The organism is Alphaproteobacteria bacterium (assembly GCA_017302575.1).
Classification (GTDB): Bacteria; Pseudomonadota; Alphaproteobacteria; order Rickettsiales; family UBA3002; genus JAFLDD01.
In genome coordinates this window covers 1290225-1313875 of record JAFLDD010000001.1, presented here as the reverse complement: position 1 = coordinate 1313875, position 23651 = coordinate 1290225, and the positions used below count along the sequence as shown (strand labels likewise).

The 23651-nt window shown below is 51.8% G+C and carries 22 protein-coding genes and 1 tRNA gene; 4 read left to right on the top strand and 19 right to left on the bottom strand.

Features of this window, described 5'->3' with window-relative positions; translation table 11 throughout:
* Nucleotides 1–31: 31 nt before the first annotated feature.
* The 10 genes from J0M34_06810 to coxB all read right to left on the bottom strand — a co-directional run bounded on the left by J0M34_06810 (nucleotide 32) and on the right by coxB (nucleotide 9651).
* Nucleotides 32–1030 (bottom strand): RluA family pseudouridine synthase, encoded by a 999-nt coding sequence (locus J0M34_06810; GenBank protein MBN8543957.1) that lies wholly within the window; start codon nucleotides 1028–1030, stop codon nucleotides 32–34.
* On the bottom strand, nucleotides 1030–2283 hold the full coding sequence (locus J0M34_06805; GenBank protein ID MBN8543956.1) for an insulinase family protein: 1254 nt from the start codon (nucleotides 2281–2283) through the stop codon (nucleotides 1030–1032). The genes J0M34_06810 and J0M34_06805 overlap by 1 nt, the downstream gene beginning before the upstream one ends.
* A complete protein-coding gene (locus J0M34_06800; protein MBN8543955.1) occupies nucleotides 2280–3653 on the bottom strand; it encodes a threonine synthase in 1374 nt (457 codons plus the stop codon). The genes J0M34_06805 and J0M34_06800 overlap by 4 nt, the downstream gene beginning before the upstream one ends.
* Nucleotides 3654–4349, bottom strand: a complete 696-nt coding sequence (locus J0M34_06795; GenBank protein ID MBN8543954.1) for an SURF1 family protein — start codon at nucleotides 4347–4349, stop codon at nucleotides 3654–3656.
* Nucleotides 4336–4671, bottom strand: a complete 336-nt coding sequence (locus J0M34_06790) for a DUF983 domain-containing protein (GenBank protein ID MBN8543953.1) — start codon at nucleotides 4669–4671, stop codon at nucleotides 4336–4338. The genes J0M34_06795 and J0M34_06790 overlap by 14 nt, the downstream gene beginning before the upstream one ends.
* Before the next feature lie 95 nt (nucleotides 4672–4766).
* Nucleotides 4767–5579, bottom strand: coding sequence for a cytochrome c oxidase subunit 3 (locus J0M34_06785; GenBank protein ID MBN8543952.1), 813 nt, complete (start codon nucleotides 5577–5579; stop codon nucleotides 4767–4769).
* A gap of 12 nt (nucleotides 5580–5591) precedes the next feature.
* Complete coding sequence (locus tag J0M34_06780; protein ID MBN8543951.1) at nucleotides 5592–6113, bottom strand: cytochrome c oxidase assembly protein; 522 nt, start codon at nucleotides 6111–6113, stop codon at nucleotides 5592–5594.
* A gap of 138 nt (nucleotides 6114–6251) precedes the next feature.
* Nucleotides 6252–7160 (bottom strand): heme o synthase, encoded by a 909-nt coding sequence (locus J0M34_06775; GenBank protein MBN8543950.1) that lies wholly within the window; start codon nucleotides 7158–7160, stop codon nucleotides 6252–6254.
* Nucleotides 7147–8772, bottom strand: a complete 1626-nt coding sequence (gene ctaD, locus J0M34_06770; protein ID MBN8543949.1) for a cytochrome c oxidase subunit I — start codon at nucleotides 8770–8772, stop codon at nucleotides 7147–7149. The genes J0M34_06775 and ctaD overlap by 14 nt, the downstream gene beginning before the upstream one ends.
* A gap of 21 nt (nucleotides 8773–8793) precedes the next feature.
* Nucleotides 8794–9651 (bottom strand): cytochrome c oxidase subunit II, encoded by an 858-nt coding sequence (gene coxB, locus J0M34_06765; GenBank protein MBN8543948.1) that lies wholly within the window; start codon nucleotides 9649–9651, stop codon nucleotides 8794–8796.
* A 157-nt stretch (nucleotides 9652–9808) separates the two neighbouring features.
* Between coxB and tldD the strand changes: the two genes are divergently transcribed.
* Complete coding sequence (gene tldD / locus J0M34_06760) at nucleotides 9809–11212, top strand: metalloprotease TldD (GenBank protein MBN8543947.1); 1404 nt, start codon at nucleotides 9809–9811, stop codon at nucleotides 11210–11212.
* On the opposite strand, the gene J0M34_06755 is transcribed toward tldD, so the two are convergent.
* The gene (locus tag J0M34_06755; protein MBN8543946.1) at nucleotides 11209–11595 is read right to left on the bottom strand and encodes a hypothetical protein; all 387 of its coding nucleotides are present in this window, start codon (nucleotides 11593–11595) and stop codon (nucleotides 11209–11211) included. The genes tldD and J0M34_06755 overlap by 4 nt on opposite strands.
* A 296-nt stretch (nucleotides 11596–11891) precedes the next feature.
* Between J0M34_06755 and J0M34_06750 the strand changes: the two genes are divergently transcribed.
* The 3 genes from J0M34_06750 to J0M34_06740 all read left to right on the top strand — a co-directional run bounded on the left by J0M34_06750 (nucleotide 11892) and on the right by J0M34_06740 (nucleotide 13049).
* The gene (locus J0M34_06750) at nucleotides 11892–12134 is read left to right on the top strand and encodes a hypothetical protein (protein ID MBN8543945.1); all 243 of its coding nucleotides are present in this window, start codon (nucleotides 11892–11894) and stop codon (nucleotides 12132–12134) included.
* Nucleotides 12135–12213: 79 nt separating this feature from the next.
* Complete coding sequence (locus J0M34_06745) at nucleotides 12214–12576, top strand: hypothetical protein (GenBank protein ID MBN8543944.1); 363 nt, start codon at nucleotides 12214–12216, stop codon at nucleotides 12574–12576.
* Between the two features lie 167 nt (nucleotides 12577–12743).
* Nucleotides 12744–13049 (top strand): hypothetical protein, encoded by a 306-nt coding sequence (locus J0M34_06740; protein ID MBN8543943.1) that lies wholly within the window; start codon nucleotides 12744–12746, stop codon nucleotides 13047–13049.
* Here the strand turns inward: J0M34_06740 and J0M34_06735 are convergent.
* The 8 genes from J0M34_06735 to J0M34_06700 all read right to left on the bottom strand — a co-directional run bounded on the left by J0M34_06735 (nucleotide 13046) and on the right by J0M34_06700 (nucleotide 23575).
* The gene (locus J0M34_06735; protein MBN8543942.1) at nucleotides 13046–13849 is read right to left on the bottom strand and encodes a 4-hydroxy-tetrahydrodipicolinate reductase; all 804 of its coding nucleotides are present in this window, start codon (nucleotides 13847–13849) and stop codon (nucleotides 13046–13048) included. The genes J0M34_06740 and J0M34_06735 overlap by 4 nt on opposite strands.
* Nucleotides 13846–15015: a molecular chaperone DnaJ gene (dnaJ, locus tag J0M34_06730; protein ID MBN8543941.1), complete on the bottom strand. Its 1170-nt coding sequence runs from the start codon at nucleotides 15013–15015 to the stop codon at nucleotides 13846–13848. Before dnaJ ends, J0M34_06735 begins: the two co-directional genes overlap by 4 nt.
* A gap of 43 nt (nucleotides 15016–15058) precedes the next feature.
* The gene (dnaK, locus tag J0M34_06725; GenBank protein MBN8543940.1) at nucleotides 15059–16996 is read right to left on the bottom strand and encodes a molecular chaperone DnaK; all 1938 of its coding nucleotides are present in this window, start codon (nucleotides 16994–16996) and stop codon (nucleotides 15059–15061) included.
* 105 nt (nucleotides 16997–17101) lie between these two features.
* Nucleotides 17102–19090 carry a hypothetical protein gene (locus J0M34_06720; GenBank protein ID MBN8543939.1) on the bottom strand — a complete coding sequence of 663 codons (1989 nt, stop codon included), beginning with the start codon at nucleotides 19088–19090 and terminating at the stop codon, nucleotides 17102–17104.
* 141 nt (nucleotides 19091–19231) lie between these two features.
* Nucleotides 19232–22579, bottom strand: coding sequence for a hypothetical protein (locus tag J0M34_06715; GenBank protein MBN8543938.1), 3348 nt, complete (start codon nucleotides 22577–22579; stop codon nucleotides 19232–19234).
* Between the two features lie 214 nt (nucleotides 22580–22793).
* Nucleotides 22794–22869: transfer RNA gene (locus J0M34_06710), tRNA-Ile, on the bottom strand.
* Nucleotides 22870–23012: 143 nt separating this feature from the next.
* The gene (locus J0M34_06705) at nucleotides 23013–23303 is read right to left on the bottom strand and encodes a hypothetical protein (GenBank protein ID MBN8543937.1); all 291 of its coding nucleotides are present in this window, start codon (nucleotides 23301–23303) and stop codon (nucleotides 23013–23015) included.
* Nucleotides 23304–23398: 95 nt separating this feature from the next.
* Nucleotides 23399–23575 carry a hypothetical protein gene (locus J0M34_06700; GenBank protein MBN8543936.1) on the bottom strand — a complete coding sequence of 59 codons (177 nt, stop codon included), beginning with the start codon at nucleotides 23573–23575 and terminating at the stop codon, nucleotides 23399–23401.
* Nucleotides 23576–23651: the final 76 nt, after the last annotated feature.

The following is a 23651-nucleotide window of genomic DNA, read 5'->3' as shown; positions in this document are numbered from 1 at the left end:
TATTCGTGTATTGGAAACTACCCCAAAAACCCTATTTTGTCAAGGAAGCCAGCCCGGCTTCTAAGGCCTTGAGATCCGCAGAAATAGGTGCTTCGAAGGTCATTTCGAGACCAGTTTTTGGGTGGCAAAGCACCAGTTGCCGCGCATGCAGCGCTTGTCGATCGAAAGACAGTAGTAAAGAAACTGTTTCTTCTGAAAGCACAATGTCATGAGATTTTAGACGATTAAGCCGCGTCTGCGTGCTCGGGCCATAAACCGGATCACCTATCAGCGCATTCCCTAAATGTGCCATGTGCACGCGAATCTGGTGGGTGCGCCCTGTATCCAGTTCGCATTCAATCTTGGTTGCAACCGTTGTGGCTCCCGCACGGTAACGCTCTAGCGTGGCATAATGCGTCACGGCATGTTTGCCAGTCTTGACCACTGCCATTTCTTTGCGCTTGTGCGGATTGCGCGCCAGTGGCGCTTCGACTGTGCCTGCCATTTGCTTGGTCGCGCCCCAACAATAGGCCAGATAGGTGCGCTTAAGTGTGCGCGATTTAAGCTGTGCCGAAAGATGCTGATGCGCTGCATCGTTTTTGGCAATCACCAACAGACCCGATGTGTCCTTATCAATACGATGCACGATACCAGGGCGCGCGACACCGCCAATCCCCGAAAGCGAGTCGCCGCAATGTGCAAGCAGCGCATGCACCAACGTTCCTTCGCGATTACCTGGCGCAGGGTGAACCGTAAGACCCGCCGGCTTATTGAGCACAAGAATATCCCCGTCCTCATGCACGATATCGAGATCCATTTTCGTCGGCGTTAGATCCAGCGCCACTGTATCAGGCTCGGTAAGTTCATAGACTTCACCCGCCTTGACTTTCTTCGAGGCATTATCGATAGGCGCACCTAAAAAATGGACACCGCCACCCGCAAGGAGGGTTTGGATGCGGTTACGTGTGAGCGAAGGAATCGCCGCCACTAGGAATTTATCAAGCCGCAGCCCGTGATGTTCTTCTAATACGGTGCATTGGTGGGTCTGCATTAGGCGGCCAGACGTTCCTGAAGCTTAACGCCCTCTAAGCTGCCATGTGGGCCAATCGCAGCAATGGCAGGCGCAGGATGCGCAAGGTAACGTTTCGCAACCGCGACGATATCATTAGCGGTGATAGCATCAATCTCGGCCAGCAGTTCTTCCGCCGAGCGCACCCGACCATAAATATGCAGGTGGCGTGCCATCCACTCCGCAATACGTCCGCTACTTTCGCGCGACATGACAAGCCCTGCTTTGAATTGGTTTTTCGCGCGCAGCAATTCTTCCTCATTTACGTCACTCAGCCCGTGAATGACTTTGCGCAAAGCGCCCAGCAGCGCATCCATATGCTCTTGTGTCGTGCCCGCATATATACCCAAAATGCCCGTGTCCTTATATCCAGAAACGAAACTCGAGACGCTATAAGCAAGCCCAAGACGTTCACGGATCTCTTGAAATAAGCGCGAACTCATTCCGCCACCCAAGATAGTGGATAGCACCTGAATCTTTGGGAAATCCTTGTGCGTCACCGCGATACATGGGAAGCCAAGCACGATTTGGATTTGCTCCAAATCTTTCTCAAGCGTCTTCACCAGACACTCGTGATGTGCTTCGATGATGTTTGGTTCTGCACCACGCGGCATGTCGCCAAAATAACGCGTCATGATCGCTTTGACGTTATCGGCATCAATCGCACCTGCTGCGCCCAGCGTAATACGGTTGGGCTGATAATGTGTTTGGGTATAGCGAATCAGATCCTCGCGCGTAAAGCTGCTCACGCGCTCTGGCTTACCTAAAATTGGGCGACCAAGGGGCTGTATGCCAAAGCTAGATTCTTGCGACATGTCAAACACCAAGTCGTCCGGCGAATCGTGATTCATGGCGATTTCTTGCAAGATCACTTCGCGCTCGCGCTCTAGCTCTGCTTGGTCAAAAGTACTATTGCGCATGATGTCGCACAAAAGCTCCAGTGCTTCGTCGGCATATTCTTTAAGCACTTTTGCATAATAAACCGTGTGCTCATGGCTCGTATAGGCATTCACATTCCCGCCCATTTTATCGAACGCTTCCGCGATGTGTTTAGCGTTCATCTTCGCCGTGCCTTTGAACGCCATATGCTCAAGCATATGCGACAAGCCACCATCGCTCGCATCTTCGTTACGCGCTCCAACATTCACCGCAATCGCAAATGCGGCGCTATGAATATTCGGCATCACTTCCGTCGCGATGCGAAGCCCATTATCCAGTTGGTCCAGTTTCATCATAAGCTGCGTACCAATGCTTTAAGTGTTTCAACATTATTCTCCATGGGCGTGATGCGCTCAGGGCGTGTATATAAATCTGCCAAATGGGCAGGAAGGGCTGGGCTAACACCCGTTGCTTGCTTCACGGCATCAGGGAACTTGGCGGGGTGCGCGGTGGCGAGCGTAACGGTTGGGCCAGAACATTCTGCCGCCGCTTTCACACCGCATGCAGTGTGTGGGTCAATGAGATAACCCGTATGCGCATGGGTAGCTTGAATCACCGTGAGTGTCGTTGCGTCATCCACGGCATGGGCATCAAATGCGGTTTGGAAACTCGCATGAGCAGCAGGCGAAAGTGTCAACGACTTGGCTGCTTTGAAATCCTGCATCATCTGTTCAATACGGTTGCCGTCACGTTCGTAAAGGTCGAACAGCAGGCGCTCAAAATTACTTGCTACTTGAATATCCATGCTCGGCGATAAGGTTGCGCTTACCTGTGTTGCTTTATATTCACCCGTCTTGAGGCAGCGCGCTAAAATATCATTCGAGTTCGTGGCGATGATGAGTTTACCCATCGGCAGGCCCATGCGCCGCGCAACATAGCCCGCGTAAATATCGCCAAAGTTACCGGTTGGAACGCAGAAATTGATGCTTCGCGCAGGTGCACCAAGTGCCAAAGCCGCGTAGAAATAATACACCACCTGCGCCATCACCCGCGCCCAGTTGATGCTGTTGACCGCCAGCAGATTTACTTCTGCGCGAAATGCCGCGTCATTGAAAACGGCTTTTACCAAATCTTGGCAATCGTCAAACGTGCCTTTCACGGCGAGTGCGTGAACATTTGCGTCCGCAACCGTGGTCATTTGCCGACGCTGTACGTCAGAAGGGCGCCCTTCAGGGTATAGGATCACGATGTCGATATTCTTGCGCCCACGCAGGCCAGCAATCGCCGCCGAGCCCGTGTCGCCAGACGTTGCACCCACCACGACAGATTTCTTTTTCTGCCCCGTGAGCGCCGCGCTCATGAATTGACCAAGCAATTGCAGCGCGAAATCTTTGAATGCCAACGTGGGGCCATGGAATAATTCGAGAACGAACTGGTCATGCGCTAATTGCGTAAGTGGCGCAATCGCACCATGCGCGAAGGGGCGATAAGCCGCCTCGATCATGCTGCGCAATTCAGTTTCAGAAAAACTATCACCCACGAATGGCGCGATGATTTCATACGCAAGCTCGTTATAAGAAAGTGTCGCCAGCCGACTAAGTTGCTGCGGTGAGAATTGCGGAATGGTTTCGGGCACATACAAACCGCCATCACTTGCCAGCCCTGCAAGTAATACCTCTTTGAATGTCAAAACGGGCGCCTGAGCGCGTGTCGAAATATAACGCATTCAGCGCTTGTAATGGTAGACGAGGAAAATGACAAGGATACCAAGCGCAATACCGTACCAGGTCACGATATAGCTAAGATGCTGATTATAAAGTTTAATTTCACCATCAAAGGGTATAGGATACTGCTTTGGGTCTTGCGTGCCAATTACATCCACCGTCACGGGGGCGACATTCTCAAGCCCACCCGCAATAGCCATCAGCTCCGTATCGCGTCCGAACCAGACGTTCTTTTCAGAGTTGGATGCAGGCGTAAACCGATTACGGTCCGCGCCGATACGAATCATCCCCACCAGACTGGTATGTCCCTTCGCCGCAGACTCAGGACGCTCGGTAATCTCTTTTCTTTTGGCAGGTACCCAGCCACGATTGACGATGACAATGCGCCCGTCCTTCAGACGTAATGGCGCGAAAATATGATAGCCCAATGTATCACGAAAATAGCGCGGCGTGACGTGGAACTCAGTGTCTTTCACCCACCAGCCAGAAAGTCTGATGCGTTCAAACTCATGTGCAGCAAGCGTTTCGTTGGGCGGCAACTCTGCAAGCGGCGCTTCGGTTTTCGCCCGCTCGATATCGGCGATCAAATGCTCTTTCCACTTCAAGCGCTGCACTTGCCACGTACCAAGCCCCAGCGTGATGATGAGAGCGCTTATAAAAAATAGTAATGGAATAGGACGCGGCTTAACGAATGGCATCTTTTTCTCGCAAACGATATTCATAGTGAATGAGGTAAGACTTGGACACACGCAGCACATAAAAACAAGCGGCGAATGTCAAAGGTATCCATAAAATAGCGTGCAGCCAGAAAGGTGGCGAGAAACTATATTCCACAAAGCCTGCGCTGAACGTCACCAAGAACCCAACAATCAGAATGGCAAAAAATACCGGACCATCACCCGAGTCGTGATCCTTGAGGCTTACGCCGCAGCTTGGGCATGCATCTACTACGCTGAGCACACCCGTAAATAGTGAGGCGTTGCCGCAGGCGGGACATTTACATGAAAGAGGTGATGCCATAGGAAGTGGTTCCCGTTATATGAGCGCAGTAGCGCGAATCAGCCTTGAGCACGCTTCATGGCGAGGTCAGCAGACCGAGCTGGAAGCATTAAAAATTACGACGTAAGCCAGTAAATTCCGATGAACAGGAACAGCCAGACTACGTCAACGAAGTGCCAATACCACGCGGCAAATTCGAAACCCAAATGGCCTTCCTGAGTCATGGTGCCCGTGTAGGCGCGACGCAAGCAGACCGCGAGGAAGATGGTGCCGATGATAACGTGAATACCGTGGAAGCCCGTCGCCATATAGAAGGTCGAGGCGTATTTACCATCCGTCAATGAGAAGGCAGCATGTGCATACTCATAGGCTTGGCAAATCGTGAAGCTGATACCAAGGCCAACGGTCCACCACAATGCGGTGCGCAGTTCTTTGGTATTACCTTGCAGTAGCGCCGCATGTGCCCATGTTACGGTAGTGCCCGACAGTAGCAGGATGAGCGTGTTCAAAAACGGTAAATCAAACGGGTCGAAAGCAATAATGCCTTCAGGTGGCCATACGCCTGCCGCAATGTCCCACACGTCGGTCAGTGGAGCTTTGGGGAACCACGCCGCACCAAAATACGCCCAGAAGAAGCACACGAAAAACATCACTTCCGATGCGATGAACAGCGCCATACCCAAACGCAAGCCGATACGAACTTTATCGGTATGTGCCTTATCATGAACACCTTCACGAATCACGTCACGCCACCAGAAGAAGGCGCAGGCTGCGGTTGCTGCAAGCCCTGCGAACAATACTAAATGCGCGAAGGCTTCCTTGTGTAAGGCCAGCGCTGCACCAATCGCAATGGTGAGCATGCTGAAGGCCGTAAGTACAGGCCATGGGCTTGGATTCACAAGATGGTAAGGGTGTTTCTGTGCGCTCATAAAGGCCTCACGTTATTTTGGCTTATTGGCACTTTCATAGCTAAAAAACGTGTAAGATAAAGTAATATTTCGCAAATCCTTGAGGTCTTCGTCTTCTAATATGGCGGGGTCGATGAAAAATGACACAGGGTAATTCGCGGTTGCTCGTGGATTCAAGCGCTGTTCCTCAAAACAAAAGCAGAGTATTTTGTTGAAATATTTACCAGCCGAGTGCGGTGAAACGTTATAGACCGCCGTGCCGCGCGTTTTGTAATTCGCTAGATTCTCAACATGAAATGCAGTTAAGCGCTGCTCGCCGATTTTCACATCAACATGGCGTTCAAGCGGGGTGAACGTCCACGGCAATTTAGGATCCATGTCTGTGTTGAAACTGACCGTGACAACGCGATCACTGATGGTATCGGGCGCTTTTTTGGCCAGCATTGGCGTGCCGTCAAATCCCGTGACGCGGCAAAACACATCGTAAAGCGGCACGGCAGCATAAGCGAGCATCAACATGCCGATAGGAATCGCAACATACGGCCAGACGCGCATGGATTATTGTCCAGTGACTTTGAGAATCGTCAGATAATAAAAGACGAAAACCACCAGCATGAGAATGGCGAATAACAGCCAGTTTTTACGCTTCTTTTGTTGATGAGTTTTTTCGTGCGGCATGAGAACCTTCCGTGACTAAGCGCTGATAAGCAGGGGCGCAATGAAACGATCTGTAAGGAGCGCACCAAAAAGAATGAAGAGATAGAGGATCGAGAACCCGAATAAACGCATTGCGTCCTTGGGAACGTCAGAGCGTAGCACGCGCCACGCATGCCAAAGATAATTCACGCCCAATGCCGTCGCTACCACGCCATACACTACCCCAACATCCGAAAACCAAAGAGGGGTAAGGCTGCTTGCAACCAGCAGCAAACTATAGATAAAAATTTCACGCTTGGTGCGCACTAAGCCGTGCGTCACGGGTAACATGGGCACACGCGCTTTTGCGTAATCATCATGGCGATAAAGTGCCAGCGCCCAAAAATGCGACGGCGTCCAGATGAAGACAATCAGAAACAATAACCACGGCGTAACAGCCCACGCATCACCCGTTGCGGCGGCCCAGCCAATCACGGCAGGAAAAGCACCTGCGGCGCCACCAATCACAATATTATGCGGCGTCGAGCGCTTGAGCAGCATGGTGTAAATCACCGTGTAGAAGAAAATCGCAAATGCCAACCATGCGGCGGCTATCCAATTGAGCGCCAAGCCCATCAGCCCGACCGATGTGATCGATAATACAAGGCCCATGACCAGCGCATCATCTTTAGCGATACGGCCTGCAGGCACAGGGCGCGACGCCGTGCGCTTCATCAGCGCGTCAATATCATGGTCATAATACATGTTGATGGCACCGCCCGCGCCCGATGCAAGCGCGATGCATAGAATGGCAATCACCTGCAGGAAGGGATGGATATGTACTGGCGCAAGCCATAAGCCTGTCGCGCCCGTGAACACGACGAGCGACATAACGCCAGGCTTCAGCAGCGTGAAGTAATCACCGATGCTGGAATCCGCGCCAAGTTCTGCCTTAGTGATGGCCACCCGATTTACTCATGTCTGGCTGTTCCTCGAACGTGTGGAACGGCGGCGGTGAGGGGAGGGTCCACTCCAGTGTTTTAGCGCCTTCGCCCCATGGATTATCACCCGCAGGACGTTTGCGCACGAACATGTCAATCACGACGTAGAGGAAGAAGAGAGCGCCGAAGCCCGCAATATAGGAGCCAATCGACGACCAGTAATTCCAATACGCATAGACATCAGGATAGTCTGGAATACGACGTGGCATACCCGCAAGACCCAAGAAATGCTGAGGGAAGAAGGTCAGGTTCGTGCCGATGAAGAAAATCCAGAAATGGGTTTTCGCCAAAAATTCGCTGTAGCGATAGCCCGTGATTTTCGGAATCCAGTAGTAGAAACCCGTGAATACACCGAACAGTGCGCCAAGGCTCATCGCGTAGTGGAAGTGTGCCACCACGTAATAGGTGTCATGCATTGCGATATCGATGGCAGTGTTGGCAAGCACCACGCCCGTGACACCACCAACGGTGAAGAGGAAAATGAAACCAATCGCAAAAACCATCGGTGTGTCGAAGCGAATCGAGCCGCCCCACATGGTCGCAATCCACGAGAAGATCTTGATACCCGTTGGAACTGCAATCACCATCGTAGCGAGCATGTAGTACGCTTCCGTATCAGGGTCCATACCGACCGAGAACATATGGTGCGCCCACACGATAAAGCCGAGAACACCGATGCAACTCATCGCGCCGACCATGCCAAGATAGCCGAATACAGGCTTTTTCGAGAAGGTCGATACCACTTCAGAGATGATACCGAAGGCAGGAAGAATCAGTACATACACCTCAGGATGGCCGAAGAACCAGAAGAGATGCTGGTAAAGAACAGGGTCGCCACCGCCTGCTGGGTTGAAGAAATTCGTGCCCAAATTACGGTCGGTAAGTAGCATGGTAATCGCGCCTGCGAGCACAGGAAGTGCAAGTAGCAGCAAGAATGCCGTGATCAGAATCGACCATGGGAAGAGCGGCATTTTGAACAAGGTCATGCCAGGAGCGCGCATGTTGAAAATGGTCACGATGAAGTTAATCGCACCAAGAATCGACGAGATACCCGCTAAGTGCAGCGAGAAAATCGCCAGATCCACCGCCATGCCGCGATGCAGGCCATCCGTCACTGAAAGCGGCGGATAAACCGTCCATCCCGTACCAACGCCGCGTGCTTCACCCAAGCCCACCACCGAAGATGCGAGCAGGAGAATAAGTGCAGGAACGAGTAGCCAGAACGAAATATTATTCATGCGCGGGAAGGCCATGTCGGGCGCACCGATCATGAGCGGCACCGCAAAGTTACCAAAGCCACCAATCAATGCGGGCATGATAAGGAAGAACACCATCAAGAAGGCGTGTGCGGTCAGGAAAACGTTATAGAGTTGGTAGTCGCCACCAAACACCTGATCGCCAGGATATTGCAACTCAGCGCGCAGCGCGATGGAGAAGGCAGCACCAAGCAAACCTGCGACCACCGCATAAATCAAATACATCACCCCGATGTCTTTGTGGTTGGTCGAATAAAGCCAACGACGCCAGCCCTTAGGTGCGTGGTCGTGATGGTCGTCATGATGATCGTGATGGGTCATAATCTGTGCCTCGTTTTTATTTTATGCAGCGTGTTTCACTTTCGCCCAAGCCAGCCATGCTTCATATGCTGCTTCGGAGACGACATTGATTTGGATTGGCATGAAGCCATGCAGTTTTCCGCATAACTCAGAGCATTGGCCATAATAAATACCTTCTTGCTCTGCCTTGAACCATGTTTCATTCAGTTTGCCTGGAACGGCGTCCATCTTCACGCCAAAAGAAGGCATTGCGAACGCGTGAATAACGTCCGCTCCCGTGAGTTGAAGGCGCACCGTTTTGCCAACAGGCACAACAATCGGATTGTCAACTGCGAGCAGGCGCGGCTCACCATCCAAAAGCTCGTCACCTTTTTTGATATTGCTATCAAACTCGATAGCCGCATCAGGATACTCATAGCTCCAATACCATTGGTGGCCAACCGCCTTAACGGTGAGATCGGGGTTAGCAATAGTGGTTTCATTGTCGATGAAGTAATGCGCGCGCAGCGAGGGGATGGCGATACCAACCAGAATCAAAATAGGTACGACCGTCCACAACACTTCGACGAGCACATTGTGCGTTGTCTTGCTAGGAACAGGGTTGCGCTTCTCGCGGAAACGGATGCAGGCATAGGTAAGCAATGCCAAAACGACAATGGTAATCACTGTGATAATCACCAGCAAGACATCATGCAGCCACACGAGCTCTTCCATGACGGGTGATTTAGCTTCCATAAAGCCTAGTTGCTTAGGTGCGGCGTGACCAACAATTTTGCTGGCATCAAACGTCAACGCATCTGGGATAACATTAATATCCACCTCAGGCGCAGCCTCTTGCGTTGCTGCAGGCGCTTCCTCCGCATGTGCGGAAGGGGTGATAAGATGAGCGCTCAGCACCATCGCCGCCAGCGCAATAATCATACGAATCTTCATGAGCAATCCATTACAATGAGAGAACAGTGACTTGCTAATCCATCAACCGCCTTCGTGCAAGCCCTTTACCGTTTCTTATAAATGAACGCTTTATTTTTGCGTAAGCAGTCACCATATTGCGCATATGAGCGCTTTTTCTCCCCTACATAATCCTGTGACCACACGCCAGCTCGAGGATGCGCTGCATGGCGCAGATGATGGCGAACTCTATCTTGAGTACCGCGTCTCAGAAAGTTACGTGTTCGATGATGGCCGCTTGAAGCAAGCATCGCAGGATACATCGCAAGGCTTTGGCCTGCGCGGTGTAAAAGGTGAAACCGCCGCCTATGCCCATTCCGCAGAGTTGAGTGAAGAGGCAATCGCCCGCGCCGCCAAGACCGTACAGACTGTCGACCATGGCCAAGCCTCAGTCAACACCGAGATCGCGCCACGCTTCGGTGCGAACCATACCTTATATACAGGCGCCAACCCTATCGACGCGGTGGCATTCCCCGCCAAACTGAAATTGCTTGAGGAAATCGATGCCTATCTGCGTGCCCGCGACCCTCGCGTGAAACAGGTAAGCGCGACATTGGCGGGCAGTTGGCAACATATCGAGATTTGGCGGGCAGGCGGCCAGCGCGCTGCCGATATGCGCCCGCTTGTTCGCCTCTCCATTCAGGTGGTAGTCGAACAGCAAGGTCGCATGGAATCAGGCTCCAGTGGTGCAGGGGGCAGGTATCTATATGACGGGCTTTTTGAAAATTGGAAAACGCAAGCCGATGAAGCGCTGCGCCAAGCATTAGTGAATCTTGAATCCGTTCCTGCACCTGCGGGCGAACTACCAGTGGTGCTCGGCGCAGGTTGGTGCGGTGTGTTGTTGCACGAAGCCGTCGGTCATGGGCTGGAAGGGGATTTTAACCGCAAAGGCTCTTCGACATTTTCGGGGCGCATTGGTGAGCAAGTCGCAGCCAAAGGCGTGACGGTGGTGGATGACGGCACGTTTGAAAATCGTCGTGGCAGCTTGACGATTGATGACGAGGGAACGCCAACACAGCGCAATGTGCTTATTGAAGATGGCATTTTGAAGGGATACATCCAAGACCGCATGAATGCGCGACTCATGAATGTTGCAGCAACAGGCAATGGCCGCCGCGAATCCTATGCGCACTTACCGATGCCGCGCATGACGAATACATTTATGCTGAACGGCAATCACACGCAGGAAGAAATGATAAAGAGCGTCAAGCGCGGTGTCTATGCGGCGCATATGGGCGGCGGACAGGTGGATATTACTTCTGGTAAGTTCGTATTTAATGTCACCGAAGGTTATCTTATCGAAAACGGCGCTATCACTGCGCCGCTAAAAGGCATCACGCTGATTGGTTCTGGCCCTGACATCATGGGTAAAATTAGCATGATCGGTAACGATATGGCGCTCGACCCAGGTGTAGGAACCTGCGGTAAAGCTGGCCAGTCCGTTCCAGTCGGCGTTGGCCAGCCCTCGCTTTTAATCTCTGCTATGACGGTTGGCGGAACCGCAGTTTAGTTGGGTCTGCCACCACCGCGATGTGGGCGATCTTGGCGAATCTCGCGACGATCGCCACGAATCTCGCGATGATCCTGTCTGATTTCACGGCGCTCTTGGCGTACGTCTTGGCGGCCATCACCATCATGGCGTGCCTCGCGTAAATCACGACGATCTTCTCTCAAGTCACGGCGATCACCGCGCAATTCTTGACGATTATCCTGTCTGTCCTCGCGGCGCTCTTGGCGCATTTCGCGGCGTTGTTCAAAACGCTCACGAATGGCCTCGCGGCGCTCTTGGCGCATTTCCATATTGGGTGGGGTGGCAGGCGTTGTCTGTGCAAATGCTGCCGTTGATAGTGTCGTAAGTAAACCAGCCAGTGCGAGCGTCGATAGGGTTTTCATGTGTCTCTCCCGTTAGACAGTGAGTGAAGTAGTGAAGCTAGCAAAACCACATATGAAATACAATCATTCGTCGTTTCAGTAACTTATTCCAAGGCGCCCCATGCGCCATTATGAGTGATACGCGCAAGCCAGCCAACCCCCTGCGCGGAAATGAGAGCCAGCAAGCCTTGCCAATAATTTAATAAAATTGTCTCTAATTTCAGAGCTATTTTATTAATTCGCTTAACCAATTATTAGGGAGTTTCGCGTACATTGAGTCTATGGGGCAGCCTTTATAGACCCCGATGGAGAGCTAGATGAGTTTATTTAGTGCGTCAGAGTCAGCAGCGCTTGTTTGCAGAGCTGGTAGCACATTAGTATCTGGTGCTGGCAGCAATAGTGCAAACTGGTTAGCGTTCGCGCAAGGAATGATTCAAGAACAGCGCTCTCAAGCTATGGCGTGCAGAACTGCAGGTTCAGATAATATCGTTTCCCAAGCAGTTTCATTCGCGCAAGATTTTGCAGCACGCTTGCAGCAAAAGAATAATGAGCTTGGCTGAAGCGGGCTTTCCCCTTCCAACTTTTCCAAAAATAACTATACTGGGCGCTTGAAAATTCTGAGAGCGTGAACGCCAACGCATGAATACTACGTGGAAAACCAGTGCCTTCAGCAAGAACACGACACCTGTTTCGGTGGACGAAGCGCTGCTCAATGAAAAAGGCGTGATTTTGCTTCAAGGCAAAAATATCTATGACGATCAGATTTTCACCTATCTCGAACTAACGCTGCGCAGCTTAATTCAACTGCGTGATAAAATGCGTGCACAAGAAGACTTCATGCCCGCCGAATATGGCACGGTGCTGGCGGCAGGAAAGGGCGAGCCTTCGCCCGAGCTCAAATCAGAAATGGCCGTGACGCATAATATGATCGATGTGCCTAAACCAAAACCTGCTGATCAAGCAGCATTTGCAATTCCCCAGCCCAAATTGTGGGACGACTAGCCTTCTGAGCCCGTGCTAGAAAAATAATTTTCAAAATAACCTAAGCGGCTGATTCATCTGCGTGTTTAAGGTGATTTTCAACCACCTGTTGCCCCACATGCCAACTGACGTTAACGAAACATTTACATCTGCATGCCTATGCTCCGCCTTATGGATAGGAGAAAACCATGCAACACGTAAATGATATGAAGATGCTCAGCTCGGTAGTGGACGCTCAAGTATTTGGCGCTCGTGGCGAGTGGGAAAAGCACGAAATTGCAGGTCAGGCGACCTATGTAAAACCAATCGCCGCGACCGACCCAGAACTCAAAGCGCGTATCGCTGAGCGTTACGACGAACTCGGTTTCGTACCGATGTTCTTCCGTGAGTCAGGTCGTGACTTTGTCGCACTCGAAAGCATCAAGGAAGCAGCGCGCAAGCGTTACAAAACGACCGAAGATGCATTCGTCGCGCAGATTCTGAAGAAGCTTTAAGCGATCACATCCCGCATCGTATAGAAACCAGCAGGTTTTCCTGCTGCCCAGTGTGCTGCGCGTAATGCACCCAGCGCGAAAATATCGCGATTCGCCGCGTGGTGAGAGAGAGTGAGTACTTCACCTGCGCCCGCAAAAACAACCGAGTGATCACCAATTACATCACCACCACGTAGAGCGGTAAAACCAATCGTACCTTCTTTGCGTGCACCCGTAATACCGTCACGCGATTTGACGGCTACATCATGCAAATCAACACCGCGCCCTTTGGCGGCTGCTTCCCCCAGTGAAAGTGCCGTGCCCGATGGTGCATCCACTTTATGCTTATGGTGCATCTCGGTGATTTCAATGTCGTACTCAGTGTTAAGTCGCGAGGATGTTTGCTCAACAAGTGCCATCAGCAAATTAACCCCCACACTCATATTCGACGACCACACGACTTGCGTTTGCTCGCCCGCGCGAATCAGCGCTTCTTTTTGAGTGCTGGTAAGTCCCGTGGTTCCCGAAATCAGGATTTTCTTGTGGCTGGCCGCAAGTGCCGCAAGGCCGACCGTGTTGTCTGGACTGGTAAAATCAATCACACACTCGGCAGTAAAAAGCTTGGCGGGTGCTTCTACCATCAGCTCTTTGGCAAAGCTTAGCCCTGCTTGCTCGAAATGCGCACCCGCAAGCTGTGCGGTGCCCGCGCGAATACCGCAGGCGGTCAGCTCCAGCGTTGGGTGGGTTGAAAGGGCGCGCACCAGCGCCAGACCCATACGCCCCGTGGCGCCCGCAATGGCAATGGTAAGTGGTTGACTCATTGCTTCAAATCTTCCCAGAATTCTTTCACTTTCGTAAAGAATCCTTCTGCCTCAGGACTGGTGGAATGTTTGCCGCCCGCATGGTCGAACTCTTCTAATAATTCGCGCTGGCGTTTGGAGATATTCACCGGCGTTTCCACCTGCACCTCGACATACATATCGCCCTTCGCTTCGGAACGTAACACGCTCATGCCTTTTCCCTTCAGGCGGAATTGGTGGTTACTTTGCGTACCTGCTGGCACACTGACTTTGACGCGGCCACCATCAATCGTTGGTACTTCGATATGGCCGCCAAGCGTTGCAATCGTCATTTTCAGTGGCACGCGGCAATAAATATTCGCGCCCTCACGGCGGAAAAGTTTATGTGGCTTGATAGTAAGGAAAATATAGAGATCACCTGCAGGCCCGCCACGAAAGCCCGCTTCACCTTCACCCGCTAAGCGGATACGCGTGCCTTCCTCGACACCTGCGGGAATGGTAACGGAAAGCGATTTTTCTTTGCGCACACGTCCCGACCCCGCGCAGGTTTTGCACGGCGTTTTAATGACCTTGCCCGTGCCCTGGCAGTTTGCACAGGTGCGCTCAATCGTGAAGAAGCCTTGCTGCATACGCACCGCGCCGCGCCCGCCACATACGCTACAGGTTTCAGGCTGCGTACCTTTTGCAGCGCCTGAGCCGCTACAATCACCGCAACTATCGGAAGTCGTAACCTTGATCGTCTGCTGCTTGCCTTTGAAAGCATCCTCGAGGGTGACATCCAGATTATAGCGCAAGTCTGCACCGCGTGCCGCGCCGCTTGATTGACCGCTTGCGCCGCCTTGGCGTCCACCGCCGCCACCGCGCCGACCCGTAAAATCACCGAACAGATCTTCGAAGATATCCGAGAAGCTACCAGAGAAATCAAATCCACCAGCACCACCACCGGCTGCATTACCGCCGCCTTGGGTAAACGCATCATGACCGAAACGGTCATAGGCGGCGCGCTTTTGCTCGTCTTTGAGCACATCATAGGCTTCGTTGATGGCTTTGAATTTCTTCTCCGCCTCGGGATTACCTTGGTTGCGATCAGGGTGATATTGCATAGCAAGCTTGCGATAGGATTTTTTAATTTCCTCATCGCTTGCGCCTTTGGCAACGCCCAATAAACTATAATAATCCTCGGCCATATGGGCTAGGGTCTAAGGGTTAGGGGTTCGTTGGTCAAGCCTGCTAGTTGGCTTTTTTATCATCACCGCTCAGATCTTCGAACTGCGCATCGATGACTTCGCCATTATCGCCAGAGGAATTCGATGACTGTGCTTCTGGCTCTGCTTGAGCAGACGCTTCGCCCTGAGGTGCAGATTGCTGTGCCTTGTAAATGGCTTCGCCCATCTTCATCATCGATTGTGCGAGTGCTTGCGACTTGCTCTCAATGTCGTCTTTGCTGCCCGATTCAAGAACGCCTTTGAGTGCGGCAACATCGGCCTCGACTTTTTCTTTGTCGGAAGCGGCGATGAGTTTCTCATGCTCGCGCAGGTTCTTTTCTGCTTCGTGAACCATCGACTCCGCCTTGTTCTTGGCTTCAATCAATTCACGACGCTTCTTGTCTTCTGCGGCGTTTGCTTCTGCGTCCTTCACCATTTTCTCGATGTCGGCATCGCTGAGGCCACCTGACGCCTGAATGCGAATCTGCTGTTCTTTACCAGTCGCCTTGTCTTTTGCCGATACGTTCACCAAACCGTTGGCGTCGATATCGAACGTCACTTCGATCTGCGGCATACCGCGTGGTGCAGGCGGAATATTGGTCAAGTCGAACTGGCCGAGCAGTTTGTTATCTGCTGCCATTTCGCGCTCACCCTGGAACACACGAATCGTCACCGCGCTTTGGTTATCATCGGCGGTCGAGAAGGTTTGTGACTTCTTGGTTGGAATCGTGGTGTTGCGGTCAATGAGGCGCGTGAATACGCCACCGAGCGTTTCAATGCCGAGTGAAAGTGGGGTCACATCAAGCAACAACACGTCTTTCACTTCGCCGCGCAATACGCCACCTTGAATCGCCGCGCCAATCGCCACCACTTCATCAGGGTTCACGCCGCGATGTGGCTCTTTACCGAAGAGTTTCTGCACGACTTCGATGACTTTCGGCATACGGGTCATACCGCCTACCAGAATCACTTCGTCGATATCGCTTGCCGAAAGACCCGCGTCTTTCAGTGCTTTTTTGCAAGGCTCGAGCGTACGCTCAACCAAATCTTCCACGAGCGATTCAAGCTTCGCGCGCGTCAATTTGATGTTGAGGTGCTTGGGGCCATTCTGGTCTGCCGTAATGAAGGGCAGGTTAATGTCGGTCTGTTGCGTTGACGACAATTCGATTTTTGCTTTCTCCGCCGCTTCTTTGAGGCGCTGAAGGGCAAGCTTGTCTTTGCGCAGATCAATCCCGTCTGATTTTTTGAATTCGTCGGCCAAGAAATCCAGAATGCGCATGTCGAAGTCTTCACCACCAAGGAATGTATCGCCGTTGGTTGACTTCACTTCGAATACGCCATCGCCAATCTCAAGTACGGATACGTCGAACGTACCACCACCAAGGTCATAAACCGCAATGGTCTGGCCTTCTTTTTTCTCGAAGCCGTAAGCGAGTGCAGCCGCCGTAGGCTCGTTGATGATACGCAGCACATTAAGGCCCGCGATTTTACCCGCGTCTTTGGTTGCTTGGCGCTGTGCGTCGTTGAAATAGGCAGGAACGGTAATCACCGCATCGGTCACTTTTTCACCGAGGTAATTTTCAGCCGTCTCTTTCATTTTCTGCAAAATGAACGCCGAGATTTGTGACGGCGAGAATTTTTCACCGCGCGATTCTACCCATGCATCGCCACCGTCGGCCTTGACGATTTTGTAAGGCACGAGCTGGATGTCTTTTTGCGTGGTTGGATCATCAAAGGTGCGGCCAATGAGACGCTTGATTGCGAATAAGGTATTTTCTGGGTTGGTTACCGCTTGGCGCTTCGCTGGGTGGCCAACCAAACGCTCACCGTCATTCGTGAAACCCACGATTGAAGGAGTGGTGCGTACGCCCTCTGCGTTCTCGATTACTTTGGTCTGCGTGCCTTCCATAATTGCAACGCAGCTATTCGTGGTGCCCAAATCGATGCCGATAACCTTAGCCATAGTCTTTACCTTTTTCTTATTTTTCAATTAGTTAAACATGAAGGAAACGCAATGTTTCCCTTTCCACGAAAGGCTATATAGGCAAGGTTTTTAAGAATGCAAGCCCTACGGGCAAGCAGGAGGGGGCACATAGCCGAACTGAGTCATATCGATGAAGTTCATCGAACCGCCCGAACACTGGTAGCGCGGCTTATCGGCCATATAAATATCAGTCTTATAGTTACCATTTGCAATACACGTTGAAGCGCAGTTCTGGCCATCTGTAAACAAACACTCCGTAGGAGCGCATGGCGAACCTGAGCATACGCCTGAATCTATTGCATCCATGCCAGGGCATGCAGGCGATAAGTTGCTAACAGTCAACACGCCGCTACAGCATATATATTCACTACAGGTGCTGGCAAATGTGCGTGATGTATCATCGCCAATACAGAGCGGATTGCCCGTGTTTGGATGCGTGGTACTACAATTTGGTGACAGGCAAGGCGGCACAAACGGTGCGCATGTCGCCCCTGGGTTCGGCGATGCGGCCAGTGTTCCAGCAGAGCAGCTAAAGCTCGCAGATCCCTGCTTAGGCCCGACCGTGTCATTGGCTATGCCGTTAGAACCACTGGATGTTACGGGTACTGTCGCAGTGCAGGTATGGGCGCCCACTGTCCATGTACGGGTATCTGAAGCGCAGCTTGAGGTGCAGCCCGAGCAGCATACGCCGCCGCCAATGTCCGTTCCAATACAACCAGTGCCGTAGAAAGGACCAGTCATCAAGCAGCCTGTACCCATTCCTGCATCAAAGCATGGGTCGCTTGCAGCAGAACACGATGCCCCACTTTGGCTTAGCACGCCCGCATTACAGGTAACGGTCACGGAGCCAGTATAACCTGGTGCAGCATTATTGACGCTCGTGTTAGCACCATTGGCAAGCAGTGGTGCATTGCCTGTACAATCCGTATTCCAGTTCACTGCCTGTGCCGCGCAATCACCTGGTGGCGGCGGCGCTGCAACGGAGCAATTGGAGGATGTTATGCTCAACACACCGTCCGTACAGCTAAATTCAGCATCGCCTGAGTAACCAGGATTTGTATTGGTAATAGTGCCGCTACTTGCCGTATGATTCACCAGTGGCACATTGCCTGCGCAGTTGCCGCCGCTCCATGATTGTGCGCTTGCAGTACAATGTCTGAAGCAGCTCTCGCCCGAATAGACCAGCGCACCATTATCGCAAGCAAGCGTCGCGTTACCTACATGCGTTGAAGTATTGGTATTGGAAACATTCTGCCCGCCAGTTCCGCTAAGCATATTGCTCCAACTATTATTGCTGCATCCTGTGCCCCATGTCGCATTGCCAATGGTTCCCGCTACGCATGGGCGATTCATCGACTGCGCCACTTCATCCACGCGACTCCACGCAATAATGTCGTCAAAGAAATTAGCGCCTGCGGAGGTCTCCATGGTTGTATCGACAAACACAGCATCCGTGTCGTTACAATTGGCTTGGTCAACTCCCTGCGTTGCCGCACAGACTTTGCCGACAGAAGCGGCTTTCGCACCATAACCACCTTTGCCGTCAGCGCCGTGTGATACAATCACGAATGCTGCATTGGTAAGTTTAGCAGCGCCCGCAGCATCATTCACCCTGATGACGCCGCTAGCAGTCGTGAATTGATACGGGTCGGTGAGCGCTTCACTCACCGCATAAAGAATGCGGTTTTTCCATTCATCTTCGCCCGCTGATTCAGTAAGGCCCAATGTTTTGGTCGGTATGGTGCCGATGCGTATATGCACACCACCGCCAATATCAAGCCGCACCGTGCCACCCGTTGCTGCAGCGCCAGCCGCACAATTCGCAAGCTCTTCGGCGTATCCCACCGCACTCGGTAATACATTGCGTGGCGCGACACATGGCAAGCGATGGTTCGTGCGCTGATAATCAATTAATGCCTGTTGGATGCGCTCAAGATTGGTATGCGAACCTGTGCGTGGGTTCCACACTGCCTCAGTGTCTTTACGCATCAACACGGTTCCTGCTGCCACGCCGATAACAACGAGCAGCACGGCGACAATAACCAAAGAAAGCCCTCGTTGATTGCGCTTCATGTGCATGAGTTTAACCTATGATTTCGTATGCACTGACACAAGACAAATTACCTTTTCTGCGCCTCAACGAATCTCGTTGCAAGAGATGTATGATGTTTTTACCCATCTCGTGAAAGCTTAGTAATGGATTCGTTGTATCGACTATTTCTCGACCCGCATCATAATATTGTGCACTAATACACCATTCACATAGTATGTATGATCGCCATCCAGAACAAGACCCCTCAATATCTCTTCCGTTTGATAAGGCTTAATGGAATCCACCGTCACGGTCTTTTTGTTCTCAAGCACTAGCACATCACCTACCACGAGCTGTCTGTAGTTGCGCTTATCTTCAGGGACGAGTTTTGACGAGTCGATATATGACCAACCTTTGTTCGTCATGAGCAGATGCTCCCCTGCCACCAATAACATGCCATCATTGATGTTATAAACATCGTCGTTGGTATAGTGCGTTTGAACCGTTTCAACACGGTTAACGGAATGTCTACCATACACCATGTCGCCTTTAACAATTTCTGAGAGAGGCTTCATGTTGCCATCGGCCATTCTCACCATAGCCTTGCCTAAGAAGCCGCCGCCGTCACTGCCGACATTGTGCATCAGGTATCCGTCCGCAAAGTAGCTCAAGTCACCATCAACCGAGACGTTATAAACGGTGCGTTTTTTGGCTGGTGTCTCCGTAATCGTATCCACTTTTATCGTACTGTCGCGTGTGATAATCGATACGCCCTTAACCAGCTTATTAGGTTTGAGGCCGTTATGGGTCTCGACATAGGTCAGTTCAGGGTCGATCGCATAGAGTTTGCCATTAACACCGATGAATGGGTGCTCAGCAGTGACGAACGCACGACCATCGTTGATGGAATATATTGCCTCATTCGTGGTGTATTTCGTCAGTCGTCTCACGGTGTTGGCACCTGACTTGCCTTGGATACGCTCGCCAAGCTCAAGTTCCGAAATCATTTTCGTCGAACCATCTTCCAATATCACTTTGGTGTCGCCCAGGAAGCAACCACCACCACCGCCGCCACCAAAGCCACCACACAGGCCGTCGCCATCAAGGTCGGCGCGGCAGCAGTTGCCATCATCAGGCAGGCCATTGGCAGTACATGAAGGGGGAGGACAACTATTAATGCCTGTAATCGCTATCTGGGCATATTTGAAGTTACTGCTGTTCTTTTCGTACTTCGCTGTCGCGTAGATACTGCACGAACCGTCATAATATACAGTCGCCTTGGTACTCTTCTTCTTGCGGTCATATGGCTTGTAATACTGTGTGGAAGCAACGCCCTGTGTAAAGTTCCATTTGTGTACTTCGGCGTGCCAGCTACTGCCCGCAGTATCGGTCGTGAGGATGAATGCATTGCCTGCCGCTACTCCGCCCGTAGTACAGACATTGTAGGTGGGTGTTGATACCGGGCCGTTCCATACGCGTGCAGAGGCATATCCCGTAATCCCAGTGGTCGAACAGCTAACCGTACACGCGGCGTTATCGATACTGCAACTTGAATTGGTGCCGCCATTTTCGCCTTGGCAGGTCCATGTATGTGTTGTGCCGCATGCGGTTTGACCACCATCGCTTACTGGATCGCCAAAATCACAGGTCATCGGTGTATCGCTACAGACACCATTGATTGCTGGGCATGCGCCGCCAAGGCAGCACGTAATGATGTCACCTCCGCTTGGACCGTTTGGATCACCGGTGGTTCCCGTATCATCCGTATCTGACTGGTAGCTGACTACGGACTGGCTAACGCCACTGATCTGATAGTCAGTAGTACACACGTAGGCAAAGCTACAGGTTGGGTGGTTGGAAGCACCGTTCGGGCAGGTAATCCCAGCCACTATTGCTTCACAGCCGCTAGTATCGGTCGCGCCATCTACCCATGCCGCACCACAATTTGCCCGTGTCTGTGTCGTATACGCGGTGCCACTATGATCTGCAGGGCAGGCCGACTCAACGCTGCGCGTTGAACCGTAACCATCAGGGCAGCTAAGGATACACGTCACGCCACTCACCGACATGGTGCCAGAGTTACATGAGAAATTACCCATACCCGAATAGCTTGCCGCCGAGTTGGCAACGTTATTAATCGTTTGGCCGTGCGTCATCGCGCCTGGGTTGGCCGAACAGCCCGCGCCCCAGCCCAATGTAGTTGCCGTGCAGTCTGGTGGGGTGAAGGTACAGGTTGAACCTGTCGATGACCATGAACCATAGGTACAGAGCAACGTATTACTGCCCGAGTAACTAGGAGTCGTGTTGTTGATGGTTGGAGCAGAACCGTGAGCGCTGGTAGTAGAGTTCGCTGTACATGAAGCACCCCAGTTGTGGGTAGTGCCTATACAACTTGCAGGGTTACAGACGATAGCTGATTGCACCAGCGCGCCATCTTGACACGTAACAGTAACCGAGCCTGTTCTACCGCTTGCCGTATTGGCCACGCTTTGCGATGCGCCATGGTTGAGAGATCCCGCGACAGGTCCAGTACAACTATCCACTGTCCAAGTTTGAGCAGGAAGTGGAGAAGGGCAATGAGCGTTACATATGCCGCCCGTGTAGGTTAACACACCGTCATTACAACCAATGGTCACGCTACCAGTTGCTGCAGTAGTGTTGGTATTGCTGATGGCCTGACCAGAGTCGCCATGCAACATATCAGTCCACGTATTGTTACTACATTGACCGCTATCCCAACTCGCGTCGCCTATCGTGCTGCGAATACACGGTTTATTGGTGACTTGCGCCTGCGCGTCCACCGCAGCATAGGCAATCACGTCATCATAGAAATTAGAGCCTGCGGTTGTATCCATATCTGCGATACGGAAGACCGAGTTCGTATCGTTACAGTTTTCTTGGTCTTTGCCTAGAGTTCCAGTGCAGGATTTGGTAGCGCTCGTCCCTTTCGCACCAACGGCACCCTTAGCGTCTGGACCGTGAGAAACAACGACCCACGCCACATCGGTCATGATGGGGTTATTGGCATTATCATTAACCGTAATCGCGCCTGTACCTGTCATGAACTGCGCAGTATCGGTCAGCTTTTCAATCACCGCGTACGTGAAACGATTGCCCCAACGATCTTCACCAGCATTTGCACTCAAACCAAGTGTGTTATGCGGTAGCGCGCCAATACGAAGGAAATTACCACCACCAATATTCAGACGAACCGTGCCTGCCGGTGCAGCAGAGTTGGTGTGACAGTTCGCAACACCTGCGGTGAAATTAATTTCATTACCATAACCCATGCCACCTGGTAAAACCGCGCGCGAAGCAACGCAGGGAAGACGCTGATAGCGTCGTTGGAAGGCGACCAGTGCATTCTGTACGTTCGTGAGATCTTGTTGCGATTCGGTGCGTGGAAACCAGAAGGATTCTTTATCTTGCTTCGCCACCATGTTTGCGGCAAGGCCGCCAGCGACAATCACCATAATCAAGGCGATGATTAGACCAAATCCAGCTTGTGAGTTTCGGCTTTTGTTTCGCATGGTATCCTTTTCCAACGCTTCCGCCCTTACCACAATGTGAAACTACATTACGCAGTAACATTTGGTAAGAATTCACTACAAATGTGCATAAATCGCACATATGTCGCTTGTGTCAGACCAGTATCATCCACAGAAGTTAATAAAAGATTAATTTTTGCAGTGCGAATTTACTAGCATAGGTGGTCATTATTCACTCTGCCTCGCAGTCTATCAATGGTGGGGCGAGAGGGATTTGAACCCCCGACCAAGGCGTTATGAGCGCCCTGCTCTAACCGCTGAGCTATCGCCCCACGTGGCTACTGGATACCAGCTTACACTCGTATGACAAGTAAGAAGAATTATGAGTGATGAAACTTGTATAGCACCGCAGATGCGCGAGCCGCTTGCGGCGGGGTAAGCGAAGCGAAGGGGCGAAGGGCCCCTTCAAATCTTGCTAGTTGAACCACTGTGATTTATCGACGGGGTCGAGTGAGAAGCGGCAATAGGTAAAGCCTTCGTTCCATGCCGTTTTATACATCTCGCTATCATTAAGCTCTGGGCGTTTTTTGAACCCATACATCGCTTTATAGACCATGCCGCCTTGTGCTGCGAGACCCGAGTCACACCCATCTTCCCAACCAAGCTTGTATTCGGGCGGACCCGCAGGCTCGACCATATACAGCGACGGTGGGCGACAGGAAGCCACCATAAAGAGCGCTGAGGTGATGAGTAGTAGTTTTCGCATGGTTTCAGTATAGCAAAACCCATGCAAAGAATTGTGAAGATTGTGTGAAGCTGTGCGCCAAATCTACGCTAAAAGCCTGAGTTCCGTAACGAGGACTAGACAGCGCGTGCCGCCCATTCCTGCGTTGCCAGTTCAGCGATATGACGTCGCATCCAATCAGGGGCCACACCGTCGCGTTTCATAATGAGCTGAACAATTGGCTCATCTAGCAACTCATCCAGTGTCGGCTCTGCGTGGCGAGACGTACTTGCCATCAGATGTGGGCTTATCATTTTTAGCCTCATTTTCTTGCCTTAGGTGGAATATGCATATCACAAAAATGCGGCTATTTCACGCATAATCGACAAA